At 43.5% G+C, this 26,160-nt stretch carries 22 protein-coding genes; 19 read left to right on the forward strand and 3 right to left on the reverse strand.

Annotation, left to right across the window (positions count from 1 at the left end):
- Positions 1-9: 9 nt before the first annotated feature.
- Positions 10-1,887, forward strand: coding sequence for a L,D-transpeptidase family protein (locus tag OCV61_RS03075; protein ID WP_262582636.1), 1,878 nt, complete (start codon positions 10-12; stop codon positions 1,885-1,887).
- Between the two features lie 40 nt (positions 1,888-1,927).
- Positions 1,928-2,221, forward strand: a complete 294-nt coding sequence (locus OCV61_RS03080) for a DUF3784 domain-containing protein (protein WP_158420623.1) — start codon at positions 1,928-1,930, stop codon at positions 2,219-2,221.
- A gap of 18 nt (positions 2,222-2,239) precedes the next feature.
- Here the strand turns inward: OCV61_RS03080 and OCV61_RS03085 are convergent, their stop codons facing one another.
- Positions 2,240-2,860: an HAD family hydrolase gene (locus tag OCV61_RS03085; RefSeq protein WP_158420624.1), complete on the reverse strand. Its 621-nt coding sequence runs from the start codon at positions 2,858-2,860 to the stop codon at positions 2,240-2,242.
- A gap of 332 nt (positions 2,861-3,192) precedes the next feature.
- On the opposite strand from OCV61_RS03085, the gene sfsA reads away from it, so the two are divergent.
- The 3 genes from sfsA to OCV61_RS03100 all read left to right on the forward strand — a co-directional run bounded on the left by sfsA (position 3,193) and on the right by OCV61_RS03100 (position 6,050).
- Positions 3,193-3,888 (forward strand): DNA/RNA nuclease SfsA, encoded by a 696-nt coding sequence (sfsA, locus tag OCV61_RS03090; RefSeq protein WP_158420625.1) that lies wholly within the window; start codon positions 3,193-3,195, stop codon positions 3,886-3,888.
- Entirely contained in the window at positions 3,881-4,945 is a 1,065-nt protein-coding gene (gene mutY, locus OCV61_RS03095; protein ID WP_262582637.1) for an A/G-specific adenine glycosylase, read from the forward strand. Before sfsA ends, mutY begins: the two co-directional genes overlap by 8 nt.
- Before the next feature lie 88 nt (positions 4,946-5,033).
- Positions 5,034-6,050: a glycosyltransferase family 2 protein gene (locus OCV61_RS03100; RefSeq protein WP_158420626.1), complete on the forward strand. Its 1,017-nt coding sequence runs from the start codon at positions 5,034-5,036 to the stop codon at positions 6,048-6,050.
- A 134-nt stretch (positions 6,051-6,184) separates the two neighbouring features.
- On the opposite strand, the gene OCV61_RS03105 is transcribed toward OCV61_RS03100, so the two are convergent.
- Complete coding sequence (locus tag OCV61_RS03105; protein ID WP_158420627.1) at positions 6,185-6,880, reverse strand: phosphatase PAP2 family protein; 696 nt, start codon at positions 6,878-6,880, stop codon at positions 6,185-6,187.
- Positions 6,881-6,912: 32 nt separating this feature from the next.
- Positions 6,913-7,845: a diacylglycerol/lipid kinase family protein gene (locus OCV61_RS03110; protein ID WP_158420628.1), complete on the reverse strand. Its 933-nt coding sequence runs from the start codon at positions 7,843-7,845 to the stop codon at positions 6,913-6,915.
- Positions 7,846-8,134: 289 nt separating this feature from the next.
- Between OCV61_RS03110 and OCV61_RS03115 the strand changes: the two genes are divergently transcribed.
- The 14 genes from OCV61_RS03115 (at position 8,135) to OCV61_RS03180 (ending at position 26,088) form a co-directional block, all read left to right on the forward strand.
- Positions 8,135-10,327, forward strand: coding sequence for a DNA topoisomerase III (locus OCV61_RS03115; RefSeq protein ID WP_158420629.1), 2,193 nt, complete (start codon positions 8,135-8,137; stop codon positions 10,325-10,327).
- Between the two features lie 21 nt (positions 10,328-10,348).
- Positions 10,349-11,023, forward strand: a complete 675-nt coding sequence (locus OCV61_RS03120) for a YkgJ family cysteine cluster protein (protein WP_158420630.1) — start codon at positions 10,349-10,351, stop codon at positions 11,021-11,023.
- 40 nt (positions 11,024-11,063) lie between these two features.
- A complete protein-coding gene (locus OCV61_RS03125) occupies positions 11,064-12,059 on the forward strand; it encodes a Gfo/Idh/MocA family protein (RefSeq protein ID WP_262582638.1) in 996 nt (331 codons plus the stop codon).
- Positions 12,060-12,132: 73 nt separating this feature from the next.
- A complete protein-coding gene (locus tag OCV61_RS03130) occupies positions 12,133-12,735 on the forward strand; it encodes a glycerol-3-phosphate acyltransferase (protein ID WP_262582639.1) in 603 nt (200 codons plus the stop codon).
- Between the two features lie 22 nt (positions 12,736-12,757).
- Positions 12,758-13,885, forward strand: a complete 1,128-nt coding sequence (locus tag OCV61_RS03135) for an MGDG synthase family glycosyltransferase (RefSeq protein ID WP_158420632.1) — start codon at positions 12,758-12,760, stop codon at positions 13,883-13,885.
- A 132-nt stretch (positions 13,886-14,017) separates the two neighbouring features.
- Positions 14,018-15,805 carry a leucine-rich repeat domain-containing protein gene (locus tag OCV61_RS03140; RefSeq protein ID WP_158420633.1) on the forward strand — a complete coding sequence of 596 codons (1,788 nt, stop codon included), beginning with the start codon at positions 14,018-14,020 and terminating at the stop codon, positions 15,803-15,805.
- 189 nt (positions 15,806-15,994) lie between these two features.
- On the forward strand, positions 15,995-16,846 hold the full coding sequence (locus OCV61_RS03145) for a purine-nucleoside phosphorylase (protein ID WP_158420634.1): 852 nt from the start codon (positions 15,995-15,997) through the stop codon (positions 16,844-16,846).
- Between the two features lie 58 nt (positions 16,847-16,904).
- Entirely contained in the window at positions 16,905-17,990 is a 1,086-nt protein-coding gene (mtnA, locus tag OCV61_RS03150) for an S-methyl-5-thioribose-1-phosphate isomerase (RefSeq protein ID WP_262582640.1), read from the forward strand.
- Positions 17,990-19,267: an amidohydrolase gene (locus OCV61_RS03155; protein ID WP_158420635.1), complete on the forward strand. Its 1,278-nt coding sequence runs from the start codon at positions 17,990-17,992 to the stop codon at positions 19,265-19,267. The genes mtnA and OCV61_RS03155 overlap by 1 nt, the downstream gene beginning before the upstream one ends.
- Complete coding sequence (gene tsaA / locus OCV61_RS03160; protein ID WP_158420636.1) at positions 19,264-19,959, forward strand: tRNA (N6-threonylcarbamoyladenosine(37)-N6)-methyltransferase TrmO; 696 nt, start codon at positions 19,264-19,266, stop codon at positions 19,957-19,959. The genes OCV61_RS03155 and tsaA overlap by 4 nt, the downstream gene beginning before the upstream one ends.
- 134 nt (positions 19,960-20,093) lie before the next feature.
- Positions 20,094-21,413, forward strand: coding sequence for an aspartate kinase (locus OCV61_RS03165; protein ID WP_158420637.1), 1,320 nt, complete (start codon positions 20,094-20,096; stop codon positions 21,411-21,413).
- Between the two features lie 150 nt (positions 21,414-21,563).
- Positions 21,564-22,874, forward strand: a complete 1,311-nt coding sequence (locus OCV61_RS03170) for a putative DNA modification/repair radical SAM protein (protein ID WP_158420638.1) — start codon at positions 21,564-21,566, stop codon at positions 22,872-22,874.
- Positions 22,871-23,638 (forward strand): TIGR03915 family putative DNA repair protein, encoded by a 768-nt coding sequence (locus tag OCV61_RS03175; protein ID WP_158420639.1) that lies wholly within the window; start codon positions 22,871-22,873, stop codon positions 23,636-23,638. The genes OCV61_RS03170 and OCV61_RS03175 overlap by 4 nt, the downstream gene beginning before the upstream one ends.
- Positions 23,639-23,721: 83 nt before the next feature.
- On the forward strand, positions 23,722-26,088 hold the full coding sequence (locus tag OCV61_RS03180; RefSeq protein WP_262582642.1) for an ATP-dependent DNA helicase: 2,367 nt from the start codon (positions 23,722-23,724) through the stop codon (positions 26,086-26,088).
- Positions 26,089-26,160: the final 72 nt, after the last annotated feature.

The following is a 26,160-nucleotide window of genomic DNA, read 5'->3' on the forward strand; positions in this document are numbered from 1 at the left end:
AGAGTATAGATGAGCAATAAAAAGAGAAGAAGCGGGGAAAGCCAGCCATCCATTGAAGACAGGATTAATGAAGCAATGGATCCGATCACAACAGACGAAGATGAGTATGAGGAGGAAGATTCGGAGTACGAGGACGAGTATGAAGAGGGAGACCCGGAGTACGAGGACGAGTATGAAGAGGGAGACCCGGAGTACGAGGACGAGTATGAAGAGGAAGACCCGGAGTACGAGGACGAGCATGAAGAGGAAGACCCGGAGTACGAGGACGAGCATGAAGAGGAAGACCCGGAGTACGAGGATGAGTATGAAGAGGATGTTCCTGGGCATAAGGAAGAAAAGAAGCAGCTTTCCCGGAAGCGTGTGCAGGAATCTTCATCCAGAAGGTCTGCCCGTCCAAAGAAAATCGCATATGTGCCCATCACAGATGAGGATTTGGATTCAGCAATAGTTCCCCGTAAGCATAAGAAAAAGCATAAAGGTCTGAAGGTTACAGGGATAGTAGCTGCAATGATGATCGTGTCTGCAGGCTGTGCTTATGCAGCTGTATCATACTACTATTCTAACCATTTTTTTCGTGGAACACAGATCAATGGTTTGGATTGCTCAGGCAAGACAGCCTATGAGGTGGAGCAGGCCATTGCAGGGCAGGTAGAGAACTATTCTATTCAGGTCCTGGCGAGAGACCAGGAGCCTGAGAGTATTTCAGGAAGCAGTATTAATTATCAGTATGCATCAGATGGTGAGATACTGGTGCTTTTAAAAAGCCAGAAGCCGTATGAGTGGATCCGTGGTTTTTTTGAAACCAGAAGCTACACCACCAAAGAAAATGCCACCTATGATAAGACTTTGCTGCAGAATCAGGTGAAGGCATTAAGCTGTGCAAAAGAAGAGAATCAAGTAAAGCCAGAAAATGCATATGTTGCTTTAAACGGCAGTGAATTTCAGATCGTTCCTGAGACACAGGGTAGTGAACTGAAAGTAAAGGAAGCTTACAAGGTACTTGATGCGGCAGTGGCAGGCAGCCAGACTACTGTGGATCTGGGAAGTGATCCGGAGGTGTATGTTCAGGCAGCAGTTACCAGTGACAGTCCGGATCTGCAGGCTGCCAGAGATGCATATAATAATTATACAAAGGCAAGCATTACCTATACTTTTGGCGACCAGCAGGTTACGCTGGACGGAGGCACCCTGAAGGACTGGCTGGAAGTAGATGAGAAAGGTCAGCTGATCGGCGGAGATGATTCATCCTTTAAGCAGCATATTACAGATTTTGTGGCGCAGCTGGCAAAGGATCATGATACAGTTGGAACTACCAGAGAATTTCATACTACCAGCGGCCGGACAGTGTATGTATATAGCTCTGTTTATGGATGGAAGATCGACCAGGCACAGGAAGTAGAGCAGCTGACCCAGGAGATCAGCAGTGGTACTCAGACAGTCCGTGAGCCTGCATATTCAAAAAGAGCAGAATCTCACGGCTATAATGACCTGGGCAATACCTATATTGAGGTTGACCTGTCTGGACAGCATATGTATTATTATCAGGACGGAAGCATTATTTTTGATTCAGATATTGTTTCAGGGGATATGCAGTATGAGGATCGGAAGACTCCGGAAGGTATTTATACTTTGTACTGGAAGAAGAGCCCAGATGTATTAAGAGGCAAGCAGAAGCCAGACGGCACCTATGAATATGAGACACAGGTTACTTACTGGATGCCTTTTAACGGTGGCATAGGATTTCATGATGCATCCTGGCAGCCTTACTTTGGCGGTGACAGATATCTTTATGGAGGATCACACGGATGTATCAACATGCCTCCTGCCAATGCAGCGATCCTGTATAATATTATTCAATATGATGTACCGATCATTTGCTTTTATTAAGCAGGAATGGATGCATATTTAAAAAGATTGGAGAAGAACGATGGGGGAAACACTGGACATTTTTATTACTGTTGTGTCGCTGGTAGTGGGAGTTATGCTGCTTACAGGACATGGGGATTTTTTTATGAAGGGCGGAAATGCAGATTTACGGAAGAAGCTTTATGATGAAGAAAAATTACAGAGAGCTTCTGGGATCGGACTGCTTTGCTATGGTGCTGTTACAGGGATAAATATGCTTTTTCAGGGATTTACAGCATCCATTATTTATTTTGTAGTCATTCTTGTTATTTCAGCAGTTCTGATCTGGTACATTCGTACCAGATGCAGGAAATAATAACTGCCGCCAGCGGATCTACCTGCAGATCGTAAGCAGGTCCGCTGGTTTTTTTATGATATAGTCTGGATTTTCTACTGTTCCATAGCCGTAAGAGGCAAAGATAAAATCTACACCGGCCTTTTGGCATGCTTCAAAATCCCCTTTGGTATCGCCTACGTATACAGGGGCATGGAGATGATGCTTTTTTACAAGTGCCATAATGTTTTCTGCCTTGGCCTGTCCGGAGATACCTGGGCAGAGATAGTCTGTGATCATTGGGGCAAAGCCTGTCTTTTCCATAACAAGCTCAATATAGCCTGCCTGGCAGTTGCTTACAATAAAAAGAGGAAAACGACCGGACAGTTCTTTCAGTACTTCCTCCATGTTTTCGTAAACAGGTGCACCTTCCTTTTTAAGGGCTTCGTGCTCCTTTTTACACAGAATATTGATCAGCTTAAGCTGGTCTTCCTGGGAAAGCGAAGGAAAAAGCTGTCTTGAAATATCGGGAAGAAGCTGACCGAATAAGGACTTCAACATAGGGGCTGTGATCACAGTATTCAGCTGCGTATGTTCTTTCACATAATGGGTCCATGTCCTTGCTACCACTTCAGTAGCATCCCAGATAGTTCCGTCTACATCAAAAATGATTCCATCCATGAATATGTAACCTCACTTGTTTTTTGATAGCGTGTCCCAAGGTTATTCTCCCACCCTAGTGCAAGCACAGGTGGGATCAGACCTTTTGACATTGTAATCATTTTATTAGAGACAGAAGAAAAAAGCAACTACCTTTTAGGAAAAGGCATATCAGCTGGGAGTCAATCCCCCAGCTGATATAGCCTCCGGCAGGATTGCAGAGGTGCGCAGGAGAAGTATGTCATGCAATTGCATGACGCGCACCTCGCAGCAAGAATGCCGAGGCATTCTTGAATATGACTTTTATAACTTTCACATTAGGAAAAATATAACAACAAGAAGATAGGAGAAAAATGAAATACGCACATATAGTAAGAGCAATATTTCTGGAAAGACCCAATCGTTTTATTGCAATTGTGGATATCCAGGGACAAAGAGAAACTGTTCATGTAAAGAATACAGGCAGGTGTAAGGAACTGCTGATTCCGGGCACAGAAGTGATTCTGGAGAAAAGTGACAATCCGGCACGGAAGACAGCATATGACCTGGTCTGTGTTTATAAAGGAAACAGACTGATCAATATGGATTCAGCAGCACCGAATCAGGCAGCTGCAGAGTGGATACGGGAGGGAGGACTTTTTCCAGAAAAAGTAAGTGTGACAACTGAAAAAACTTTCGGTAATTCCCGTTTTGATATTTATGCAGAATCAGAAAAAAGAAAAGCATTTATAGAAGTAAAAGGCGTTACTCTTGAAGAAAATGGTGTGGTACGTTTTCCTGACGCACCTACCATAAGAGGGGTAAAGCATGTGGAGGAACTGATCCGATGTCTTGAAGAAGGATATGAGGCCTATCTTCTTCTGGTGATTCAGATGGAGCAGGTGCTTCGATTTGAACCAAACTGGAAAACACACCAGGCATTCGGAAGGGCGCTTGTGAAGGCACAGCAGGCAGGTGTGAAGATCCTGGCAAGAGAGTGTATTGTAACACCAGATGAGATGAAGATCAACAGTAAGGTGCCGGTTTTCTTGGAGGAGAGCAGTGAGTGAGCAGACAGTGAAAAAAGAAATTGTGGAGCCGCTTCTTACATGGTATAATGCAGTTAAGCGCAATTTACCATGGCGTGATAAAGATAATGCATATTATACCTGGGTATCTGAGATTATGCTTCAGCAGACAAGGGTTGAGGCAGTAAAGCCTTATTTTAATAGATTTATCAGCAGATTGCCAGATATCCAGAGCCTTGCCATCTGTCCGGAAGAAGAGCTTATGAAGCTGTGGGAAGGGCTTGGATATTATAGCAGGGTAAGGAATATGCAAAAGGCGGCAATTCAGATAGTGGAGCAGTATGACGGGCATTTGCCAAAGGATTTTGAGAAGCTTTTATCCTTAAAAGGGATTGGCCGGTATACAGCCGGTGCAATTGCTTCCATTGCTTACAGGATTCCTGTTCCTGCTGTGGATGGAAATGTGCTCCGGGTAGTGACAAGGCTTACAGAAAACCCACAGGATATTATGAAGACAGCAGTCCGTACAGAGATCGAGAAGCAGTTATCTGACATTATTCCGGTGCTGGCACCAGGGGATTTTAATCAGGCATTGATGGAGCTTGGAGCTATGGTCTGTGTACCATCAGGCTCACCTAAATGTAATATTTGTCCGGTAAAAGAGTTCTGCCGGGCATATATAAGCGGCCATCAGGAAGCATATCCTGTTAAAGCAAAGAAAAAATCAAGATCCATTGAAGAGAGGACAGTTCTGGTTATCCAGGATGGCTGCTGCACAGTACTGCGGAAGCGACCAGGGAAAGGGTTACTGGCCGGGCTTTATGAATTTCCCAATAGGCTGGGATACTATAGCAGAACACAGGTCCTGTCCTATGTGAGAGACTTGGGGTTGGATCCCTTATATATTCGTGAACTTCCTGATTCCAAGCATATCTTTTCTCATATTGAGTGGAGAATGAAAGCTTATCAGATCAAGGTGGCTTCATTGGACGGAGAACTGACACAGGATTTTTTCTTTGCAGGACGAGAGGAAACACAGCAACATTATGCCATACCGTCTGCATTCGGGGCATATTTAAAATATTTGAGAGAAGCGTAATGATCTGGCAGACAGTATTTTGCACATAATTGCCAGGACGCTGAACAGTTATCTTAAAATATCATAAGTTACAGGTGAGGAGAATTTTATGAAGTTATTAAGTATTGCTATTCCGTGCTACAATTCAGAGGCTTATATGGAGAAATGTATCAATTCTCTCCTTCTGGGGGGAGAGGAAGTGGAGATCCTGGTCGTGGATGATGGTTCTAGTGACAGGACTGCACAGATCGCAGATGAGTATGCAGAAAAGTATCCTACTATTGTACGTGCCCTTCATCAGGAGAACGGCGGCCATGGCGCAGCGGTAAATACCGGACTTAAGAATGCTACAGGGCTTTATTTTAAGGTGGTTGACAGTGATGACTGGGTGAATCGTGAATCCTATGAGAAGATTCTCTATACTCTGGAAGAATTGGTCAAGGGATCCCACACAGTAGATCTTCTGATCAGTAACTTCGTTTATGAGAAGCAGGGAGCTGTCAAGAAAAGAGTGATGCATTATAGACATTGCTTTCCTACAGAAGAAGTTTTTACTTGGGATCAGGTAAAGCATATGCCAAAAGGCAAGTACCTGCTGATGCATTCACTGATCTACAGGACAAAGCTTCTGGTTGACTGTGGATTAGAGCTTCCCAGACATACCTTCTATGTGGATAACATTTTTGCATTTGATCCTCTTCCCTATGTGAAGACCATGTATTATGTGGATACTAATTTCTACAGATACTTTATAGGCCGGGATGACCAGTCTGTTAATGAAACAGTAATGATCCGCAGGATTGACCAGCAGATCAGAGTAAATAAGCTGATGGTGGATTCTTATACAAAGCATACGTCCATGAACAAAAGAACCAGAAAGTATATGATCAGTTATCTGGATATTATTACCACTGTTTCTTCTATTATGCTGATCCGTTCAGGCACAGCAGAGGCACTGGAAAAGAAGAAAGAGCTTTTAACATATATCAAGGATACCAACAGATCACTGTATTCAAGGCTGCGTTTTGGCCTGATGGGGAATTTCATGAACCTGCCTGGAAGAGGCGGAAGAAAGATCTCTGTAGCAGCTTACAAACTGTGTCAGAAATTCTACGGATTTAACTAAGAGATGCATTACAGACATGACAGAGTCTGTACCTGCATAAGATAAGGCAATAAGAGAGATAATGAAAGGGCTGCAACCCGGAGTGCAAAGGCATTCTTGATCCGGTGTTGCAGCCCTTATAACATACTGTGGAATCAGAATTTCCTGTGTTTTTCTTTGCTGATGCTTTCAAAAACAACTTTCTTGTGTGCATGTACAGTAGTCTTTTGCGGATAGAAAAACAGATATCCGAAAAGCGCAAGAGTGGAACCAAGGCACACATCGATTACAGAATGCTGCTTCAAAAACATGGTAGACATAATGATCAGTATAGTAAGGGTCAGAGAACCGATCCGGACACCTTTACGATCTTTTAGTGACTGACAATTGGAAAGGGACATGTGAATCGCTAGAGAATTAAACACATGGATACTGGGAAGCACATTAGTAGGTGTATCTGTTCTGTAAATAAACTTTACAAGGTCTGTAAAAATATTATCTCTGGGAAATTCATGAGGTCTTAAGTGAAGTACATTGGGATACACATAAGATACGATCAGAAAAATAGTCATTCCCATCATTAGATTAAAAATCAGCTGATAATATTCTTTTTTGTTGTTGTTCTTAAAGATGAAGTACCATATGGTCATAATCATATATGGAAACCATAACAAGTATGGAACGATAAAGTACTCACAAAATGGTATGTAACTATCAAATACAGTATCGATCACATGATATTGATAACTGAATACAGTGCGGTTCTCCAGATAATTGAACGTGATCAGATATAGAAGCGCATAAATGGCGATCACAAGGCCATGCCTGTATTTTTTAATGAATTTTATCATGTAAATTTATTCACTCCTTTTAAACGAAGAGATTATACCATAGGCATAATCACTTTTAAAGAATTGTTTTCAAGGAAAATGGAGATTTTATCGGAAATGCCACCGGATTCTCCGTCTTTGTGCACAGAAACCGGGGCACTGGTATTAATATCTATGCTTTTACAACGGAAAATATGTATGCCCTTGACGTGAACATGTTTACCGAAAAAGGCAGTAGGGAGCATCAGAAGAAGCTTCAGCTTGCTCATGCCTTCAGCTGTGATCACATCCAGCATACCATCCTGGGGACTGGCATCCGGACAGAATTTAAAACCGCCTCCTTCATATTTCTGGTTCATAACTGCAGTAAAATATACATTGTCATAGTGGTATATCCTGTCTCCATCCATATGTAACGTCATGGAGAAAAGATGAAGGAACATCAGCTTTTTTAAAGCTATAAAAAGATAGATCAGCTTGCCAAGGTGCAGACGGTTGAAAATCTTTTTGAAGGGAGTAGAAAGCACCTCCTGACATACTGCTGCGTCATACCCCATCCCGGCACTGATACCAAATCGGTATTTACTGCCCTCTGAAGAAATACAGGGAACATCCATCTCCATGATCCGATCCTGGCGGATAATGGAAGTAAGGGCCGCATCCGGATCCTTGGGAAGGGCCATGCCTCTACAGAAATCATTTCCTGAACCGGTGGGAATATAGCCGAAGATCACACTGCGAAGATCACTGATCCCGGTAAGTACCTCATAAATGGTACCGTCTCCGCCTACTGTCACCAGTGTTACAGGAGCATCTGGAGTACCAAGACTGCTGATTTGTCTGGAAAGAGTGGTGGCATGTCCTACGTGCTCTGTAAGATAACTGCGAAATTCAATATTCTGCTGAAGCAGCCGCGCCCGCAGGTTGTTCCAGATACACTTGCCCATGCCAGATCTGGATTTGGGGTTCACTATAAAGTAATACATTTTTCTCTCCCTGTGTTTACTGCTTTTTTATTATCCACTGATAGGTAAAATCATATGGATGCAGATCTTTTGATCCTGGCATCATAATAACATTGTAACATCTGATTTACAAATGGTTTTTTCTTTAGATTTATGAAAAAAGTGTAAAGTACAGAGTATACCCGGTGACTGCAGAGGCTGATAAGTTAGACGGCAAAAATCACAGGAAACGTTCTTTTAAGCCTTGCTGGAATTATAGCTGCGGATATGGTATACTGCAAAAAAGAGAGCTTGATCAGGGAGTGAGAGAATGAAGTCTTTAGTAATTGCAGAGAAACCCTCTGTAGCCAGAGATATTGCCAGAGTTTTGCACTGCGGCAAGAAGGGCAATGGGATGCTGGAGGGAGACCGATATATTGTTACATGGGCACTTGGACATCTTGTGACGCTGGCAGATCCGGAGGAATATGACCGCAAGTATGAAAAGTGGGAGATGGGCACCCTGCCTATGCTTCCGGAGTATATGCGTCTGGTGGTGATCCGGCAGACTGCCAAGCAGTTCGGGGCTGTGAAGACCCAGCTTTACCGAAAAGATGTAGACCAGGTGATCATTGCCACAGATGCAGGCCGTGAGGGGGAACTTGTAGCCAGGTGGATTCTTGATAAGACAGGGTGTACCAAGCCTATCCGCAGGCTGTGGATCTCATCCGTAACAGACAAAGCGATCAAAGAGGGATTTTCCAGCCTGAAGGATGGACATGATTACGATTATCTGTATCAGGCTGCAGCAGCCAGAGCAGAGGCAGACTGGCTGGTGGGCATCAATGGTACTAGGGCACTGACCTGCAAGTATAATGCCCAGCTGTCCTGTGGACGGGTTCAGACTCCTACGCTTGCCATGATTGCACAAAGGGAAGAAGAAATTAAAGAATTTGTACCAAAAGAATATTATGGACTGACCCTGACGGCAGGTAATATCCGATGGACTTGGAAAGATTCCAAAAGTGGCAGCTTTCGTTCTTTTCAACAGGAAAGACTTGTAAAGCTGGCAAAGGAAGTTGCAAATACATCCCTTCAGGTGGTGTCTGTAGAGAAAAAGGCGAAAAAAACAATGGCGCCAGGTCTGTATGACTTAACAACCCTTCAAAGGGAAGCCAATCAGAAGTTTGGTTTTTCTGCGAAAGAAACGTTAAATATCATGCAGCGCCTTTATGAGAATCATAAGGTACTTACATATCCAAGAACAGATTCCAGGTATATAGGAAAGGATATCGTGCCTACTTTAAAGGAAAGACTGAAGGCCTGTGGTACAGGTCCTTACCGAAAATTGGCAGGTGCTTTGCTTACACGGCCTATTCAGGCAAGTACCAGTTTTGTGGATGACAAAAAAGTAAGTGACCATCATGCCATTATACCTACAGAGCAGTTTGTACAGCTGGATCATATGACCAATGAAGAACGTAAGATTTATGATCTGGTGGTCCGGCGTTTTCTGGCAGTTTTATATCCTGCAAGCCTGTATGAGCAGGTGACTATGGAAGGGAAGGCAGCAGGTGAGATTTTTACAGCAGGCGGCAGGATCATAAGAAGCTTGGGCTGGAAGGAAATCTATCAGGAGGGTTTTTCTGAAGAGGAAGATACGGATGATACTGCTCCCAGGGATCAAAAGCTTCCGGAGGTAAAGCAAGGGACTGTATTTGAGGCAGGACAGGTGACGATCACATCAGGAAAGACAAAGCCTCCGGCGAGATTTACAGAAGCCACTCTACTGGCCGCCATGGAGAATCCGGTAAGGTTTATGCAGACAAAAGACAAAGCTGCTGTGAAAACCATTGGTGAGACCGGAGGGCTGGGCACAGTAGCTACCAGGGCAGATATCATTGAGAAGCTTTTTCATGCGTTCCTTATGGAAAAGAAAGGAAATGAGATTTATCTTACATCCAAAGCAAAGCAGCTGCTTAAGCTTGTTCCAGAAGATCTGAAAAAACCGGAACTGACAGCCAGCTGGGAGATGAAGCTGTCAAGGATTGCAAAGGGGCAGATGAAGCAGCACACATTTATGAAAGAAATCAGGGAGTATACCTGTGAGATTGTGGACGAGATCAAAGAAGGACAGGGAACCTTCAGACATGATAATCTGACAAATAAAAACTGTCCACGTTGTGGGAAGAAGCTTCTGGCAGTTACCGGAAAGAATGGAAAGCTGTTGGTCTGCCAGGACAGGGAATGCGGTTACAAAGAAACAGTTTCAAGAAATACAAATGCCCGTTGTCCTAAATGCCATAAGCGTATGGAAATGCTGGTAAAAGGAAAAGAAGAAACATTTGTATGTGTGTGCGGCTATAAAGAGAAGCTGTCTGCTTTTCAGGCAAGGAGGGCAAAGGAAGGTGCAGGCGTAAACAAAAAAGATGTACAGAAATACATGCGCCAGCAGCAAAAAGAAAGCCAGGAGCCTGTAAATAACAGTTTTGCACAGGCTTTGGCCGGACTGAAACTGGATTAAGGATAAAGGATAGGGATTAAGATGCGCCGAGATGTATCACTGGAAGAGATTTCTGACGGAAAATTATATGGAGCAAATGACATGGTAAAGGCAGACTGTCAGGATTGCACAGGCTGCAGTGACTGCTGCCAGGGAATGGGGGATACACTGGTACTGGATCCTCTGGATGTGTACCGGCTTGGCTGCGGTCTTGGGAAAAGCTGTGAGGAACTGGCTGCCATATGTATGGATTTTGATGTGGCAGACGGGAATATCCTGCCTCACCTTCGAATGACAGGAAGGGATGAGCAATGTGTTTTCCTGAACAAAGAAGGCAGATGCAGTATTCATCCTATACGGCCAGGGTTTTGCAGGCTGTTTCCTCTGGGACGATATTACCAGGATGGTGGTTTTCAGTATTTTCTTCAGATTCATGAATGTAAAAAGACTAATAGAAGCAAAATAAAAGTAAAAAAATGGATCGATACTCCTGATCTGAAGCAATACGAAAAATTTGTAGCAGACTGGCATTACTTTCTTCTGGATGTACAGAAGGTTTTGTATGATGCACAGGATCCGGATCTGATTCGTAATCTGAATCTGTATGTGGTGAACAGTTTTTATCAGAAACCATATGATCCGCAGATGGATTTCTACAGTCAATTTTATCAGCGTCTGGAAAAGGGCAGGGAACTTTTAAAACTGGCAGATGATTAAATTGAAGAAAGAAACATAAAGAAAAGGGGAAGAAATGGGTGTGAATGGTAAGATAAGGATTGGAACCATCGGGACAGGTAAGATCGTAAGAAGATTTCTGGCAGGGATTGCCAAGTGTCCGCTGATTGAATATCAGGCTGTTTATTCAAGAAGCGAAGAAAAAGCAAAGGATTTTGCGGCAGAATACGGGGTGGAGAAGTATTATACAACTCTGGAGGGGCTGGCTCAGGATCCTGATATTGATGGAGTATATATTGCAAGTCCCAACTTTCTTCATTGTGAGCAGGCTGTGTTTCTGATGGAGCATGGTAAGCATGTACTTGTCGAAAAACCTGTGGCAAGTAATGAAAGGGAATTGGAAAGGATGCAGCAGGCTGCCCAAAGAAACCATGTGGTATTTCTGGAAGCCATGCGTTCGATTTTTGCACCTGGCTATCAGGTAATACAGGAAAATCTGCCCAAACTGGGACAGATCCGCAGAGTAACACTTCAGTATTGTCAATATTCTTCCAGGTATGATAATTTCAAAAAAGGGATCATTGAAAATGCGTTTAAACCGGAATTGTCAAATGGGGCATTAATGGACATAGGAGTATACTGCGTGTATGCTCTTGTCATGCTGTTCGGAATGCCTGATAAGATCCAGGCACAGGGTGTCTTCCTTGAAAATGGTGTGGACGGAGCAGGTACTATTATCGGTATATATCCGGATAAACAGGCAGAACTGATTTATTCCAAGATTACGGACAGCAGTTCTCCCAGTCAGATCCAGGGAGAAAAAGCCAATATGCTGATCAGTGAGGTTGGTCGTGTGCAGGAGCTTACAATCTGCTACAGGAATGGAGAAACAGAACAGATTTCCATTGATCTGGATCCGGATGATATGGTCTATGAGGCAGGCATATGGGCAGATTGTATTCTTAATCATAAAGAAACAAAGGCTTATGATCAGTATTCCAGAATGGAAATGAAGCTAATGGATGAGGCACGTAAGCTGATGGGGATCTGTTTTCCGGCAGATAAAGGTACTTTGTAAAGACGATCAATCATAATTCAGCAGACAGTATTTTATAGAAACACTGAACCGCTGAAAATCAGGAGTTTTGACAGTGGATCATAGATATATTTTTTATATGGCTGTGGGGTATCTGGCAGGAAGCATGCTTTTTGCACTGGAGTATCCCAAAATTTTTAAAGGAGTAGATGTAAGGCGCCTTTCAGAAGATGGCAATCCGGGAACCTATAATGCATTTGTATATGGAGGGATCGGCTGTGGGATCCTTACCTTGTTAAGTGAATTAGCAAAAGGCTTTCTGCCTGTATTTTTGTGCGGCAGACAGCTTGGCATGGATTCCCTTTGGTTTGCAGGGGTGATGGCGGCACCAGTGGCAGGACATGCGTTTTCGATTTTCCACCGTGGTAAGGGTGGAAAGGCTATAGCTGTAAGCTTTGGTGTGTTGGCTGGGCTGTTTCCAGTGTATCGTCCATTTATCAGCCTTGTGATCTTTTACCTTCTTTTTTCTCTGGTACTGCCTGTCAGATCTCATAGGAAAAGAAGCCTGATCACCTTTGCATGTGTAGGCTTGTCCTGCTTTTTTACCGCAGAACCGCCTGCTGTGCTGACAGGTGTGCTGCTCCTGTCCGGTATTGTGGTGTATAAGCACTGCATCTGTACAGAAGAGGAATCCAGGGAAGAGAAAGCTGCAGTATGAATAAAAAGAAAGGGATCGCAGGATGAAAGCGTTGATTTTATCATGTAATACAGGTGGAGGCCATAATTCGGCAGGACGGGCTGTTGCAGAGGAATTTGTTTCCAGGGGGGACGAGGCGTATGTGCTGGATTATCTTACCCTTGCAGGACAGGGAGTATCCAGGATCGTAGGGAACGGATATGTTCAGATCGTAAAGAAAACTCCAAAGCTTTTCGGAGTGGCGTACCATTTGGGAATGCTGGTCAGCAGGTTGATGAAAAAGTCGCCGGTTTATTACCTGAACGGCAGGATGGCCAGATATCTGGATGAATATCTTCAGGAAAATCCTGTAGATGTGATCATAATGCCACATCTGTATCCAGCAGAAACCATCACATACATGAAGCGTAAAGGAATGAAGCTGCCCCTTACCGTTGCGATTATGACAGATTATACCTGTATTCCATTCTGGGAAGAAACAGATTGTGATTATTATACGGTTCCACATAAAAGGCTGATTCCATCCTGTATCCGCAGAGGACTTCCAAAGGAAAAGCTGCTCCCTGCGGGGATTCCGGTGGCAGCTGCCTGTAGAAAGGATATCTCAAAAAAAGATGCCAGAAATAAACTGGGCTTATTAAGTGATGGCAGATATATTCTTGTGGCAGGAGGAAGTATGGGAGCCGGAGATCTGGCAAGGATCGTAAAGCTTCTTTTGGAAGAAACAAAAGAAGCACAGATTTTTGTGGTCTGTGGAAGCAATCGTAAGATTGAGACTGGTATGAAAAAAGAATTTCTAAAGGAAGAAAGAGTCCATGTTATCGGGTATACCAGTCAGATGGCGCTTTACATGAAGGCCTGTGATGTATTGTTTACAAAGCCAGGAGGTCTTACGTCTACAGAGGCTGCAGCTGTCCGGGTGCCTATGGTGCATACGGACCCTATCCCAGGCTGTGAAAGTGCAAACAGGAAGTTTTTCGTAAAGCTTGGCATGAGTGTTTCTGCGAAAACAGTGAAAGGGCAGGTTAAGCAGGGACTCTGCCTTTTAAATGACCAGAATATGGCATCAAATATGATGGAAAAACAGAAAGAAAACGTAGATCCTGACACTGCGTCAGGAATATGCGATTTTATTTACAAGAAGATCCAGCATGATCTCTCGGAATGCTGATTGATCATGCCTGCGAAACGCTGGCATTGAACTTTAAAAACTCATGGGTGTAAATCCTAAAGATGGATCTGAAAGCCTGATTTTACTGGGCTGAAGATTCCGAGAGATTATTTTTTATATTGGGGGGATAAAATGAAAATCAAACGATTTCTCATAGGGGCTTTTGTTGTTGTATGTATGATGTTTATGAGTAATTTTGTTGTCAGTGCTGCATCAAGTGGAAATTGCGGGAAAACCTGTACGTGGATATTGGATGATGAGGGAACACTGACAATCAGTGGAAGCGGCAGAATGACAGATTATTCAAAAGACATGTATCATGATATTCCATGGTACAGTCATATAACAGAGATTAAGAAAGCTGTGATAAATGGACCTGAAACTATTGGGGATCGTGCATTTTTCTATGCCGGAAATATGAAAGAAGTAATAATTGGCAGTTCAGTAAAGTCAATTGGAGAAGCCGCATTTACGGGCTGCACATCTCTGTCAAATATAGATATTCCATCTAATGTTACGAAGATATTTTCTTCTGCATTCAGTGGATGCAGGGGAATTACGAAACTTACGATTCCTGATACAGTTACATTATTGGGTTCAAAGGTTTTTGAAGATATGAATTCTCTACAGGAACTTACAGTGCCTTTTATAGGAACCGCAGCAGACAACCTTGGACATCTTGGCTGGTGGTTTCAGTCTACAACAACAAAAGTGCCTGGTTACACATGGACGAGGTATGATGGAAAATATTATCTGATTCCCACAACTCTGACCAAAATAACCGTAACAAGCTGTCGTGTAAGACCATACGCTTTTAACAATTGTGACTTTGTAACAGACATAAGTAAAAAGAATCACACTGGCTGCAGGGCAACCTGTACATCACCGGCAGTCTGTGAAGTCTGTCGTCAGACATATGGTGAGAAAGATGCATCAAACCATACAGGAGAAACTGAAATAAAAAATAAAAAGATTGCAACGTGTTTGGAAGCAGGGTACACAGGGGATATTTATTGTAAAGGATGTAAGGAACTGCTTGAAGCCGGAACAGAGACAGAAGCCCTCGGTCATGATATGACAAGAATAGTTTCAGAGAAAGTTGAGCCGACCTGTGAGGTGGATGGAAAAGAAGCGGTGATCGGTTGTTCAAGGTGTAATTATACAGAGGGTGGAATAATCCTCAAGGCATTTGGTCATATCTGGGATGTGGGTAAAATAACAAAAGAACCTGATGAGGATTCAGAAGGTATAAAAATATACACCTGTGAGAAATGTAATAAGACAAGAACGGAGTCTATTCCTAAAAAAGAGTCAACGCAGAGGCCGCAGCCATCACAGCCGGTGCAGCCAACACAGCCGGTGCAGAAACCACAGCCAACACCACAGCCAACACAGAAACCACAGCAGTCACAGTCAAATGTTGGAAGAGTTGACGATAAGAAGACCGGAAAATATATAATTACAAATGCAGTGAAAAAAGAAGTGGCTTTCATTACTCCGATGAGTAAAAACAGGAAAACATTTATAATCCCGAATACTGTAAAAATAAACGGTATGACATATAAAATTACGCAGATTGCGAATAATGCGTTCAGAAACAATAAGAAAATAACAAAAGTAACAATCGGAAACAACATCAGGTCAATTGGAAATAATGCTTTCAGAGGCACAGCCAGATTGAAAACAGTTGTTATCGGCAAGAATGTATCAAAGATTGGTTCTTATGCATTCAGTGGCTGCAAGAAACTGAAAACAATTATAATCAAAACCAGAAAGCTGACTGCAAAAACAGTTTCCCAAAAAGCATTTAAAGGTACACCTAAGATAACTACGGCAAAAGTACCTGGAAATAAAATGAAGACATACAAAAAACTTTTGAAAGAGAAAGGCCTTAACAGCAAAAGAATTGTAAAAGGTTAAGAAATATATAACAATATAAAAATTCTCTTGATTTAAAATCAATAGACAGAAACTAAGAATGCTGCATGCAGGATGGAGTCCTCGAAGCAGGTCCAAACTTGGAATATTTTGGTAGTCGGCATGGCTGCCGCAATTCTTAATTTGGACTGAAGATTTCGAGAAATTATCAGCAGAAAAAGGAGGAAACAAATGAATCCAGTATATGAAAAATTATTAAGATGCTATGAAAGTGTAAAGGAAAAAGTAGATTTTAAACCAAAAGCAGCCCTTATACTGGGCTCTGGACTTGGTGAGTACATTCAGGAAATGAAAGTGGTACAGACATTGGATTACAGCCAGATCCAGGGTTTTCCCGTATCAACAGTGCCTGGTCATAAGGGACGCTTTGTTTTCGGATATGTGGGGGATGTGCCTGTAGTGGCAATGCAGGGAAGGGTTCACTATTATGAAGGCTATTCTATTTCCGATGTGGTTCTGCCTACAAGGCTGATGAAGCTGATGGGTGCGGAAGTACTGTTCCTTACGAATGCGGCAGGTGGCGTAAACTTTGATTTTAAAGCAGGGGATTTGATGATGATCACAGATCAGATAGGATCTTTTGTGCCATCTCCTTTGATCGGGCCGAATATTGATGAACTAGGGCTTCGCTTCTGTGATATGAGTCATGTGTATGATCTTGATCTGCAGCAGGTGATCCGAAATGCTGCCGGTAAGCTGGGAATTGATCTTAAAGAGGGCGTTTATATCCAGCTGACAGGTCCTGCATTTGAAACACCGGCAGAAGTACGTATGTGCCGTACCCTGGGAGCAGATGCGGTTGGTATGAGTACTGCCTGTGAGGCCATCGCAGCGAACCATATGGGCATGAAGATCTGTGGGATTTCCTGTATTTCCAATCTTGGCTGTGGCATGACAGAGAATCCGCTTACCCATGAAGAGGTACAAGAAACAGCAGACAGGGTTGCACCGCTGTTTCGCAGCCTTGTTACAGAAAGCATTAAGGCTATGGGAGAAATCCTGCTCGACTTGAATATTATATGATTATTGATAAATGCCGGGAGGCAGTGTAAAGCGGTTAATTAAAGGAGGAATAGTATTAATGGAACAGACAAGTCAGAAAGTGGATATGGATCATGTACGACTGTCAGAAGACGGCAGGTATGTAGTGATCCTGGATCAGTCAAAGCTTCCCAATCTTGCTGAGTATCTTACATTAGAGACAGCGGAAGATATTTATGAAGCAATCTTTCATCTGCGGGTGAGAGGTGCTCCGGCTATTGGAATCTGTGCAGGATATGGGATGTACTGTCTGGCCCAGACGATTGATACAGACAGCTTTGACGCTTTTTATCAAAAACTGAGAGAGTATGGAGAGTATCTGAACAGCTCCCGTCCTACGGCTGTGAATCTTAGCTGGGCGATCAACAGGATGGAACAGACTGCATATAAGCATAAAAAACTTCCTGTTAAGGAGATCGTAAAGCTTCTTGGAGAAGAATGCAGAAAGATTCATCAGGAAGATATTGCCATGTGTAAGAAGATCTCCCAGTATGGGCTAAGTCTTATTAAAGATGGTGATGGGATCCTTACCCACTGTAATGCAGGGCCGCTTGCAACATCCAGGTACGGTACTGCCCTTGGTCCATTGATCCTTGGGAAAGAACAGGGCATGAACTTCCATGTATTTGCAGATGAGACCCGTCCGTTGCTTCAGGGAGCCAGACTGACCAGCTATGAACTGGATAAAGCTGGGATCGATGTTACACTGATCTGTGATAACATGGCGAGTATGGTGATGAAAAATGGCTGGGTACAGGCCTGCTTTGTAGGCTGCGACCGTGTAGCTGCCAATGGAGATACTGCCAATAAGATCGGTACCAGCGGTGTGGCAATCCTGGCAAAGTATTATAACATTCCATTTTATGTGCTTGGACCTACTTCAACGATTGACATGAACTGTCCTACAGGAGAACAGATCAAGATCGAGGAAAGAAATCCGGACGAGATCAAGAAGATGTTTTATAAGCAGCCTATGGCTCCGGAATCTGTAAAATGTTTCAACCCTGCTTTTGATGTAACAGATCATACGCTGATCGCCGGAATCGTTACAGAAAAAGGAATCTGCAGAGCACCTTACGAAGAAAGCCTGGCTGCACTTTTTGGAGAGGAAAAGGAGGATGACTGATGAATACCCGTTTTTATAATGCCAGGATCCTGGATAAGGATTTTCAGATCATCCAGGGAGAACTTCATGTGGTAGGCAACAGGATTGCTTATATAGGTCCTGAAAAAACACAGGATGCTTATGGGGAAAATGCCTGGGACAGAGAGATTGATGTAAAAGAGAACCTGCTGATCCCTGGGTTTAAGGATGCACATACCCATTCAGCCATGACCTTTCTTAGGTCTTTTGCAGATGACCTGCCTTTGCTGGATTGGCTGAATAAGCAGATTTTTCCCATGGAAGCTAAGTTAGTGCCTGAGGATGTGTATCATCTGTCAAAGCTGGCGATCCTGGAGTATCTTACCAGTGGGATCACTTCTAACTTTGATATGTATTTTTATCCTGAGCAGATCGCAAAGGCAAGTGTAGACTGTGGATTCCGTACAGTTCTGGTATCTCCTATGAATGACTTTTCATCCAGTCCAAGGGAGATGGAAGAGGACTACATAAAGTATAATGCGTATGATCCGCTGATCCGCTATTGTCTGGGCTTTCATGCAGAATATACCACAAGCCAGGACCGGCTGAAAGAAGTGGCTAGACTTGCACAGAAATATCAGGCACCTGTGTTCACCCATAATTCTGAGACAGAAGCAGAGGTACGTCAGTGTATCGAAAGAAATGGTGTTACACCAACCCAGTATCTTGACAAACTGGGTGTGTGGGAGTATGGCGGAGGTGGTTATCACTGCGTATATATGACCCAGGAAGATCTGGACATATTTAAGAGAAGAAAGCTGTATGTGGTGACAAATCCTGGCTCAAATACCAAGCTTGCCAGTGGAATCGCTCCTGTACAGAAAATGCTGGATCTGGGCATTCCTGTGGCTGTTGGTACAGACGGACCGGCTAGCAACAATTGCCTGGATATGTTCAGGGAAATGTTCCTTGTCACCGGACTTGCGAAGCTGCGTGAAAAAGATGCTTCCGCTGTAGGGGCAGATCAGGTTCTTAAAATGGCTGTATCAGAGGGAGCCAGATGCTGCGGTCTGGACGATTGTGACTGCCTTGCAGAAGGAAAACTGGCAGATCTTGTTATGATCGATCTTCACAGGCCGAATATGCAGCCTGAGAATAACCTGGTAAAGAATCTTGTATACAGTGGAAGTAAGGAAAATGTAAAGCTTACTATGGTTAATGGAAGTATTCTTTATGAAGATGGGTTATTCAGCATAGGAGAGGATCCGGAAGAAATTTATGCAAAGGCAAATGAGATTATCCGGAAATACAGAGCATGAAGGTAATTGCACACATCCAGAATGATTTCCCATCAAAGTTCGGGATTCCTCATCAAAGTGGAAGGATCAGGGAACTGAAGGCGAAGATTGTATTTGAACCGGAATACAGAAAGCCAGAGGCATTTCGCGGATTGGAAGAATACACATATATCTGGCTGATCTGGGAATTCTCACAGGCTGTGCGGGATGACTGGTCTCCTACGGTCCGGCCTCCAAGGCTTGGTGGAAATATACGAAAAGGAGTTTTTGCCACAAGATCCCCTTATCGGCCCAATCCGGTAGGCCTTTCGGCTGTAAAACTGGAAAAGGTGGAATATACAAAGGAACTTGGGCCTGTACTGTATGTTTCAGGAGCAGATCTGATGAATGATACTCCCATTTATGACATAAAGCCCTATCTTCCAGAGGCAGACAGCCATCCGGAGGGCAGGGCCGGCTTTACAGAAAGAATACAGGATCATAAGCTGGAAGTGGATTTCCCGGAGGGGCTGTTAAGAAGAGTTCCAGAAGAATTGCGAAAAGCGCTGGTGGCTGTGCTGGCAGATGATCCACGACCAGGCTACCAGAAAGACCCTGACAGGGAATATGGCATGGCATTCGGCAGACAAGATATCCATTTTAAAGTTGTGGGAAATATTCTGACAGTGCTGGATGTGACAGAGAGCATAAACAAGAAGCCCAAGGAAAAGTAAAAACAGCTGGTTTGTGTGACTTTAAATCTTGGAAACTGTGATTTTAATCTTAAAAGAAGTACTTGCAAATTTTGTTGCTTTTTTTTACAATAGCGTCAGTGCATTATAAAAAGCAGCGAGGAGTAATTACTATTATGAAAAAAGTTGTAAAATTTGGAGGAAGCTCTCTTGCCAATGCGGAACAGTTCCAAAAGGTAGGGGAGATCATCAGAAGCGAGGAAAGCCGCAGATACGTTGTACCTTCTGCACCGGGAAAGCGTTTTGACGGAGATACAAAGGTAACAGACATGCTGTATTCCTGCTATGAAGCTGCTGAAGCAGGCCAAGAATTTGACGGAAAGCTTCAGGCGATCAAGGAGCGTTTCCAGGAGATCATCCGGGGACTTTCTCTTGAACTTTCCTTGGATAGTGAATTTGAGCAGATTGCGGCTGATTTTTCAGCACATGCAGGGAAAGAGTATGCTGCATCAAGAGGAGAATTCCTCAATGGTAAAGTAATGGCAGCCTATCTTGGTTATGAGTTTGTGGATGCTGCAGAAGTGATCCGTTTTGATAAGAACGGGGTTCTTGAGGCTGAAAAGACGAATAAGCTTCTTGGCAAAAGACTGGCAAAATGTGAAAAAGCAGTTATTCCAGGGTTCTACGGGGCTGAGGATGGCGGGAAGGTACGGACCTTTTCAAGAGGTGGTTCAGATGTGACAGGATCTCTTGTTGCAAAGGCGATCATGGCGGATATGTACGAGAACTGGACAGATGTATCCGGATTTCTGGTAACAGACCCAAGGATCGTGGATAATCCGGCAGTGATCGAGACGATTACCTATCGTGAACTTCGTGAGTTATCTTATATGGGAGCAACGGTTCTTCATGAGGATGCCATCTTTCCCGTAAGAAAAGAAGGGATTCCCATTAATATCCGTAATACCAACCACCCGGAGGACAAGGGCACATTCATTGTAGAAAGTACCTGCAGAAAGCCTAAGTATACCATTACCGGTATTGCAGGAAAGAAAGGCTTCTGTTCTATCAACATTGAAAAATCCATGATGAACAGTGAGATCGGATTCGGACGTAAAGTGCTTCAGGTATTTGAAGACCAGGGCATCAGCTTTGAGCATATTCCGTCAGGCATTGATACGCTCACCGTTTATGTGCATCAGGATGAATTTGAGGAAAAGGAACAGCAGGTGATCGCAGGGATTCACCGGGCTGTATCTCCGGATTTTGTGGAAATGGAGTCAGATCTGGCATTGATCGCCGTAGTAGGACGGGGAATGAAGTCCACCAGAGGAACTGCCGGAAGGATTTTTTCAGCATTAGCACATGCTAATGTAAATGTTAAGATGATCGATCAGGGTTCCAGTGAGCTGAATATTATCATTGGTGTGGAAAATAGAGATTTTGAGACTGCAATAAAAGCAATTTATGATATTTTTGTTCTTACTCAGATGTAAAAAAAGAGGGCTGCCGTAACAGGCAGTTCTTTTTTTGTCTTTTTATGTTCGTCCCGTTTTATAGCCTTGACTGTAAAGAACATTTGTTCTATTATAGCGATACGAACAAATGTTTGCTGCAATCAATGGAGGAAAGGTACGGGACAGGTTATGGTAATTCAGGAATCAATGGGACTGATGGAGAAGCTGAGGATACTGGCAGACGGAGCCAAGTATGATGTTGCCTGCACTTCCAGCGGTGTTGACAGGAGTGGCAGCTTTGACGGGATGGGCAACAGCATTGCTGCCGGGATCTGCCACAGCTTTTCAGCTGATGGGAGATGTATCAGCCTTTTAAAGATCTTATATACCAATGAATGTGTATATGATTGTAAATACTGTGTGAACAGAGCTTCTAATGATGTGGTCAGGACCAGCTTTACTCCGGAAGAAGTATGCAGCCTAACTATGGAGTTTTACAGACGTAATTATATTGAGGGATTATTTTTAAGCTCCGGAGTCAAGGGAAGTCCTGATCATACCATGGAAGAGCTTTGCAGGACTGTACAGCTTTTAAGAACAAAGTACCATTTTCATGGCTATATTCACCTGAAGGCTATTCCGGGGGCATCGCCGGATCTGATCCGGCAGGCAGGATATCTGGCAGACAGGATGAGTGTGAATCTGGAACTGCCTACAGCAGATGGCCTGAGACGGTTAGCTCCCCACAAAAGCAGACAGACTATTTTAAGACCTATGCGGCAGATACAGATCCAACGGGATGCCAGTAAGGAAGAACTGATCCTATTTAAGCATGCACCACAGTTTGTGCCTGCTGGACAGAGTACTCAGATGATCATAGGGGCATCTGGGGAGAATGATTACCAGATTCTGTCTGTGGCAGAGTCTCTTTATCAGAAATACTCATTAAAAAGAGTATTTTATTCAGCTTTTGTTGCAGTGAATAAAGACAAAGCCCTTCCGGCAGTGTCTACCAAGCCCCCTCTTTTAAGAGAACACAGGCTATATCAGGCAGACTGGCTGCTGCGGTTTTACGGATTTAAGGCTTCTGAACTTTTATCTGAATCCAGACCTGATTTTGATCTTCAGCTGGATCCAAAGTGCAACTGGGCAATACGCCATCTGGAATATTTTCCGGTGGAGATCAACACAGCCGGGTATTATCAGCTCCTTCGGGTTCCTGGGATCGGTGACAGATCTGCCAGGAGGATTGTAGGCGCAAGAAAGACGCATTCTCTGGATTTTACCGATTTACAGAAGATCGGAGTAGTTCTGAAGCGTGCATTATATTTTATTACCTGCAATGGCAGGATGATGTACAGGACTAAGCTGGAAGAAGATTATATTATCCGGAATATAACAGATGCCAGGAGACCAGAGCAGCTTCTTTACAGTACCTGCCGGCAGCTTTCTTTTTTTGACCGAGAAGAGGATGGGATTGAGAGGAGGTATGCTTTGTGAATCAGGAGAAGACAGTGTTTATCTGCGAGGATAGTACAGAGGGGATTTTTACGGCTGTATATGACGGATGGATGGAAGCCAAAAAGGTGCAGATTCAGATCCGTACCTGTGAGCCGGAGAATATGGAACTTTTTACCAGATTACATCATGTACAGTCAGACAGCGAGAAAGCCGGGCGGGTAACGAGAACTATTCTGAAGAATCTGGGATCTGCCGTCTGCCAGGATTTGTGGTATGCAGCAGCCTCTTCGGATCCGGATCGTGGAACTGCGGTTTTTTATACTCTTTATAAGTCTTTTTTCCATGGAAAGTGGGATCCCCGCATCATGGAAGATGTAGCAGATGCTTATGTGGGACAGGTATCACGATTAAGAACCAGAGTCTGGAGAGAACTGCATCATTACTATGGATTTTTAAGGTTCAGGGAAATCGGCGGTCAGGTACTTTTTTCTGAAATAGAGCCTGTTAATGATATCCTGGAAATGCTGGGCACACATTTTCAAGACCGTTTTCAAGGCGAGAACTGGATGATTTATGATAAGAAAAGAAAAAAGGCAATGATACATCCTGTGCAGTCTGCCTGCACTGTGATTCAGAACGTACAGCCTAAGGTGACAGACCAGACGCCGGGAAATCCGGAGATTTATGAAGATTTGTGGAGGGTATTCTGCAGTGCCATTACTATTCCGGAAAGGAAGAATACAGCACTTCAGCAGCAGCTTCTGCCTTTGAAATACAGAAGGAACATGGTGGAATTTACATAATGTATGTGTTACAATATCCATCAGCAAAGCGGATATAACTATCCGGCTTGACTATGTGAGAGGGCAAGAGATACTGTATCAGAATGAAAATGGCTAAACCTGTATTTCGAATTTCAGTAAGGAACCTGGTAGAATTTATTTTAAGAAGCGGTGACATTGATAACCGGCACAGTGTATCGGATAAGGAAGCCATGCAGAAAGGAAGCCGCATCCATCGCAAGATACAGAAAAGAATGGGGGCCGGCTATCAGGCTGAGGTCAGCCTGAAATGGAAAACAGAATATGAAGATCTGATCATTCTTGTAGAAGGGCGGGCTGACGGGATTTTTACGAAGGATGATATTACAGTTATTGATGAGATAAAAGGGATCGCATCAGATCCGGAGCAGATGGAAGCACCGGTTTTGGTTCATAAGGCCCAGGCAATGTGTTATGCCAGGATGTATGGGGAGATGGAATCTCTGGATCAGATTGATATCCAGATGACTTATGTGAACCTTGACACAGAACAGATACATAGATTTGGTGAGTCATTTATGCTGGAGGAACTAAAAGACTGGTATCAGCAGCTTCTTGACCGTTACCACAAATGGGTTTCTTATCAGCTTCAATGGAAAGAGCTGCGGAATCACTCCATGCAGGATCTTGAATTTCCATTTCCGTACAGAGATGGGCAGAGGCAGATGGTCAGTAGTGTCTACCATGCCATATCTGCGGAAAAGCAGATCTTTATCCAGGCACCTACAGGTGTGGGGAAGACCATATCCACCATTTTTCCAGCAGTGCGGGCAGTGGGGGAAGGACATGGTGAGCAGATATTTTATCTTACTGCCAAGACGATTGCCAGAACCGTAGCAGAAGAGACTTTTTCATTTTTGAAGGAAAAAGGTCTGAAGTTTAAGGTGATCACTTTGACTGCCAAGGAAAAAATCTGTTTTCAGGAAGAAACAGAGTGTAATCCAAAGGCCTGCCCATATGCTAAAGGTCACTTTGACCGGATCAATGAATGTGTTTATGAGTTATGGACCTCCGGACACAGCTATGACAGAGATTCGCTCCAGGATCAGGCAAGAAAATGGCAGGTGTGCCCTTTTGAGATGAGCCTGGATCTGGCTTTATGGGCAGATGGCGTGATCTGTGATTACAATTATGTATTTGATCCCAATGCCAGATTGAAACGGTTTTTCGGGGAAGGTGTTTCAGGCGAGTATATATTTCTTATAGATGAAGCACACAATCTGGTGGAGAGAGGGAGAGAAATGTACAGTGCTTCTGTCTGCAAGGAAGAAGTGCTGGAAGTACGAAAGAAAGTAAGGGAAAAGGCTCCGACTTTGGCAAGAAGCCTAGACAAGGTAAATCGTCAGTTGTTATCCATGCAAAAAGAATGTGAAGGCTATCAAATACTGGAGAATGCAGGAATGATACCACTTGCTATGTTGAGAGTTTTCGGTGAACTGGAGAAGTTTATGGAAGAATCGGAAAATCAGGAACTGTCAGATCAGATTCTGGAATTCTATTTTTCAGTAAGGGATTTTCTTAATATTTCCGAATTAGTAGATGATAACTATGTGGTTTATACAGAGAACAGTGAGGATGGGAAGTTCCGCCTTCATTTGTACTGTGTAAATCCTGCAGGGAATCTGAATGCTTCCCTTGAAAAAGGAATAAGCACGGTTTTCTTTTCCGCAACGCTTCTTCCTATGATTTATTACAGAAAGCTGTTAAGTGTACGTTCGGATGATTATGGAATCTATGTCAGATCGCCTTTTAGTAAAGAACAAAGGTGTATCCTTACAGGTGTGGATGTGAGCAGCCGGTATACTAGGAGAAATTACAGTGAATACAGACGGATTGCAGAGTACATAGCCAGAACAGTATGGAAGAAAAAAGGTAATTATATGATCTTTTTTCCGTCATACCGGCTTTTGCAGGACGTATATAATGTTTACGAAGAAGAATTTTCTGTGGATTGGGTTAGAACAGTATGCCAGAATCCTGGCATGGGTGAAAGGGAGAGAGAAGCCTTTCTTCAGAATTTTGATATACATGACTATACGTTCGCTGCTTTTTGCATTATGGGAGGCATTTTTTCTGAGGGAATCGATCTGATTGGAGATAAGTTGATCGGTGCAGTGATCATTGGTACAGGACTGCCCCAGGTTAGTATCAGAAGGGAGATCCTGAGAGAATATTATACAGATAAAGGGGAGAACGGGTTTGATTATGCATATCGCTTTCCTGGTATGAATAAGGTACTTCAGGCAGCAGGCAGAGTGATCAGGACCAGGGAGGATACAGGTGTGATACTGCTTTTAGATGAACGTTTCGCAGACAGAAAATATGGTGAATTGTTCCCAAGGGAATGGGATGACAGACAAAGCTGCAGCCTGGCTACACTGGAGGGCAAGCTGGAGGGATTTTGGAAAGCACTTGACAGACCGAAAAATTAGGGTATACTTTTGTTATATTTTTAGCATGGGAAAGTTTATGAGTTTATAGGTTTTTCGGTGAAAAAAGTGATT

Source organism: Blautia ammoniilytica, assembly GCF_025566965.1.
GTDB classification, from domain to species: Bacteria; Bacillota; Clostridia; order Lachnospirales; family Lachnospiraceae; genus Blautia_A; species Blautia_A ammoniilytica.